Raw genomic sequence first — 3,433 nt, 5'->3', positions numbered from 1 at the left:
CGAGGGTGCCGCCGAGCGCCCCGGCCGCATCGAGCCGGTCGCCGCGTTCACGGTCGCCGCCCGGCACGGTCGTGCCGGTGCGGTCGGCGAGTGCGGACGCGACGGCGTGGGGCGTGCGGCTCGGCGGGCGGCCCCGGACGGCCATGTCGGCGTGGGCGGTCGCGTTGAGCGCGGTGGTGCCGGCGGCGCCGGCCGCGGCGCCGCGCAGGAAGCCTCTGGTCACTGTGGTCACGGCCCGGGGCTACCCGGACCGGCGGCGATTACCCCGGGTGCGCACCGTTTCGGTGCGCGATGCCCGATCGGCGGGGGTCGCCGGGCCGGTGCCCGTATGATCTCGATCTTGTGGTGATCGAGGCTGCCCCCTCCCGTGTCCTGCGCGTCGCGATCGACGGGCGCCGTCTGGCGCTGTTCCAGGTCCCGACGGTCTTCCTGCACACCGAGACGATGCGGGGGCTCGGGCTGCCCGACCTCACGCTCGTCACCGTCCGGCTGGAGGGCGGGCGGCGGTCGGTCGCGGCGTGGCTGGTGGGGTCGGACGCGGCGTGGTGGAGGACGTGCCCGACGCCGCCGGACTCGACGGCGCGGCTGTCGCGGCCGGTGTGGCGGGACCTGCGGACCGGCACCGAGCGGCCGGCGGACGGCGACCGGCTGGAGATCGTGGTGGCCGGGTCGAGGATGCCCGTGCTGCCCGCGCGGATCGAGCGGCTGCTGTCGGCGGCCGAGGTGGGGCTGCACCGGGACGACGCCGCGCGGCTCGGGCTGTGGCGGTGGGCGTCGGTGAACCACGACGGCGTCCCGGCGCTGTGCCGCGTGCGCCGCACCCGGCACGAGGCCGACCGCGGGCACGTCCGGCTGTCCTACCAGGCGCGGATGCTGCTGAACGTGCCGCCGAGCGCGGCGGGGGCGCGGCCGGAGGTGCTGATCGGGCCGCCGCCGGCGCGCGGCCGCCGGCGGATCCTGCGGGTGGGCGAGCCGCGGTGGTCCGATCGCGGGACGCGGTGGCCGCGGCGCGCCGTCCGCCGGGCCGGGACGTGGGGGGAGCTGGCGGGGCGGGTGGTGCTGCGCGCCCCGGCGCTGTGCTTCCGGACGATCGAGGCGACCCCGGGCGAGGACCGCGAGCAGACGGTCCGGCTGTCGGAGGAGCTGTTCACCCTGCTGGGGACCGAGCCGGGGAAGCAGGTGTACCTGGAGTGGGGGCCGCGGAACCGGACGGTCGCGACCGCGCTGCCCCTCGGGCAGATCGGCGGCGGCGACTGGCCGCAGGTGCGGGTCACCGGGCATCGCGGGAGCGCGCCGCGGCCGCCGGACGTGTCGGTGGCGGCGGTCGGCGCGGTCAGCCGCGCGTCGCTGGGCATTCCCCGGACGGCGGTGGTGACGGTGCGCCGCCGGGTGGGGCCGCTGGTGGTGGCGAAGCTGAACCAGCTGGTCGTCCCGACGACGGCGCTGATGGTGGCGCTGACCGCCGACATCAAGCTGAAGGCGTGGGACCTGGTCCTGGCGGGCGCGGTGATCGTGGCGCTGATGCTGGCGCCGCTGCGCATGCGCCGCAATCCCCGCGGCCGCGTGTGACGGCTCCCGCGTGTGACGGCTCCCGCGCGGCGGTCCGCGGCGGGCGCGGTCGGGGCGCGGCGTGTCAGGGCGGGCCGAGGACGTCCGGCACGGCCAGGGCGCGGGCGGCGTCGGCGAAGAACCGCTCGGTCGCGTCGGGCGCGAGGCCGAGCGTCACGCCCTGGCTGAGGCCGACGAGCAGGGCGCGCAGGGCGGTGGCCAGCCGTTTCGCCTGGGCCGGGGTGACGGTGGCGGCGGGCGGCGGGCCGTGGCGGCGTCCGGTGAACAGCGCGGCGAGGCGCTCCTCGTGGGACCGGACGGACGCGGCGAGCCGGGCGTGCAGGTCGGGGTCGCGCAGCGCCATGTCCAGCAGGCTGAGCTGGAACGACAGCTGCGGCCGGGCATCGGGGGCGTCGCAGGTCCGGCGGTAGTGGCGCGCGAACGCGTCGACGGCCCCGGCGAGGTCGAGGTCGCCGGGGACGGCGGCGTCGAACCCGGCGTAGTACGGGGCGAGCTCGTCGGCGACCAGCTCGACGAGCAGGGCGTTCTTGCTGCCGAACAGCGAGTAGACGGCGCCGGTGGTCAGCCCGGCGTCCCGCGCGATGTCGTCGAGCCTGGCCCGGTGGCCGTCCCGCGACACCGCCTCGCGGGCGGCGTCCAGCAGCGCCCGCCGGTTGCGCTCCTTGGTCTGCGCCCTCGTCATTCTCATAATCCCATTATTACAGTAATCTGATTACGAAAACGGGAGGGTGAGATGGACGTCAGGGACGAGATCGCCGCCGAGCGGCGGGAGCTGGCGGCGATGCTGGACGGCCTGCCCGCGGCGAGCTGGGACGCGCCGAGCCTGTGCGCCGGGTGGCGGGTGCGGGAGGTCGCCGCCCACATGTCGATGGGGTTCCGGTACTCCTTCGCCAGGACGGTGGCCGAGCTGGTCAGGGCGCGGGGGCTGCACCGCATGACCGACCGCTGCGCCCGCCGGGACGCCGCGGCGATGACGCCCGCCGAGATGGCGGCCGCGCTGCGCGACAACGCGCGCCATCCGTGGAAGCCGCCCGTCGGCGGGATCACCGCGGCGCTCGGCCACGACGTCGTCCACGGGCTGGACATCAGCGTCGCGCTGGGCCTGGACCGCCGGGTGCCGCCGGAGCGGGTGCGCCCGCTGCTGGAGGGCGTCACGCCCAGGACGGCGAAGTTCTTCGGGGCCGATCTCGGCGGCGTGGAGCTGCACGCCGACGACCTCGACTGGTCGTTCGGGAGCGGGACGCCGCTGACGGGCTCCGCGCAGGACCTGCTGCTGGTCGCCTACGGGCGCGCGCTGCCGCCCGGGCGGCTGGGCGGCGAGGCCCGCGAGCGGTTCACCCTGCGGGACGCGGGCCGGGCCGCCTGACGTCCCGCCTCCTCCGTCCCGCCTCCTCCCGGGTGTTCCTTGGCCCGCGCATTGCCTTAGCCGCAGGCCGAGGGGGAAGTGAGCCGTCGGAACACCCGGAAGAGCACAGGGAGCGGAGCATCATGGTGAAGCAGCTGCAGAAGATGGGCCTGTCGTCGAACGCCATGTACGCGATGGGGTTCGGCTCGATCGGCCTGTCGGTGGCCGCGTGGGCCGCGTCGCTGCGGATCGAGTCGGCGGGCATGGAGCGGGCGGACCGCTGGGGGATCTTCGTCGGGCAGTGGGCCCCGACCTTCTTCGCGCTGGGCTGCGCGATGCGGATGGAGGAGCAGTGGGGCGCCCGGGGCCGGCACGAGGAGTCGGCGTACGAGGCCGGGGAGATCCGCGAGCCCATGCACGTCGGCTGACGCCGCCCGCCGCCACGGGCGCCACCGGGCCGCCGGGGGGCGTCCGTGGGCGTCAGGGGGCGAGGCCGCGGGCGCGGGCGGCCGCGATGAG

The 3,433-nt window shown here is 76.7% G+C and carries 4 protein-coding genes and 1 pseudogene; 3 read left to right on the top strand and 2 right to left on the bottom strand.

Annotation, left to right across the window (positions count from 1 at the left end; genetic code table 11):
* Nucleotides 1-232: pseudogene (locus tag ACFQ11_RS37380) on the bottom strand (hypothetical protein); the annotation flags it as partial.
* 110 nt (nucleotides 233-342) lie between these two features.
* On the opposite strand from ACFQ11_RS37380, the gene ACFQ11_RS37375 reads away from it, so the two are divergent.
* Nucleotides 343-1,569 carry a hypothetical protein gene (locus ACFQ11_RS37375; RefSeq protein WP_378307649.1) on the top strand — a complete coding sequence of 409 codons (1,227 nt, stop codon included), beginning with the start codon at nucleotides 343-345 and terminating at the stop codon, nucleotides 1,567-1,569.
* Nucleotides 1,570-1,633: 64 nt separating this feature from the next.
* On the opposite strand, the gene ACFQ11_RS37370 is transcribed toward ACFQ11_RS37375, so the two are convergent.
* Nucleotides 1,634-2,251 (bottom strand): TetR/AcrR family transcriptional regulator, encoded by a 618-nt coding sequence (locus ACFQ11_RS37370; protein WP_378307647.1) that lies wholly within the window; start codon nucleotides 2,249-2,251, stop codon nucleotides 1,634-1,636.
* A 51-nt stretch (nucleotides 2,252-2,302) separates the two neighbouring features.
* Here ACFQ11_RS37370 and ACFQ11_RS37365 point away from each other — a divergent pair, with 51 nt between their 5' ends.
* Together ACFQ11_RS37365 and ACFQ11_RS37360 are read left to right on the top strand one after the other, a co-directional pair.
* Entirely contained in the window at nucleotides 2,303-2,935 is a 633-nt protein-coding gene (locus tag ACFQ11_RS37365; protein ID WP_378307645.1) for a maleylpyruvate isomerase family mycothiol-dependent enzyme, read from the top strand.
* A gap of 122 nt (nucleotides 2,936-3,057) precedes the next feature.
* Entirely contained in the window at nucleotides 3,058-3,342 is a 285-nt protein-coding gene (locus ACFQ11_RS37360) for a hypothetical protein (RefSeq protein WP_378307643.1), read from the top strand.
* Nucleotides 3,343-3,433 lie beyond the last annotated feature (91 nt).

Source organism: Actinomadura sediminis (assembly GCF_042675525.1).
Classification (GTDB): Bacteria; Actinomycetota; Actinomycetes; order Streptosporangiales; family Streptosporangiaceae; genus Spirillospora; species Spirillospora sediminis.
This window is presented reverse-complemented; position numbering and strand designations above follow the sequence as displayed.

Bases quoted from the DNA above. Each gene is read 5' to 3' on its own strand.
- ACFQ11_RS37365 (WP_378307645.1), top strand. From the start codon at position 2,303: ATGGACGTCAGGGACGAGATCGCCGCCGAGCGGCGGGAGCTGGCGGCG.
- ACFQ11_RS37360 (WP_378307643.1), top strand. From the start codon at position 3,058: ATGGTGAAGCAGCTGCAGAAGATGGGCCTGTCGTCGAACGCCATGTAC.
- ACFQ11_RS37370 (WP_378307647.1), bottom strand. From the start codon at position 2,251: ATGACGAGGGCGCAGACCAAGGAGCGCAACCGGCGGGCGCTGCTGGAC.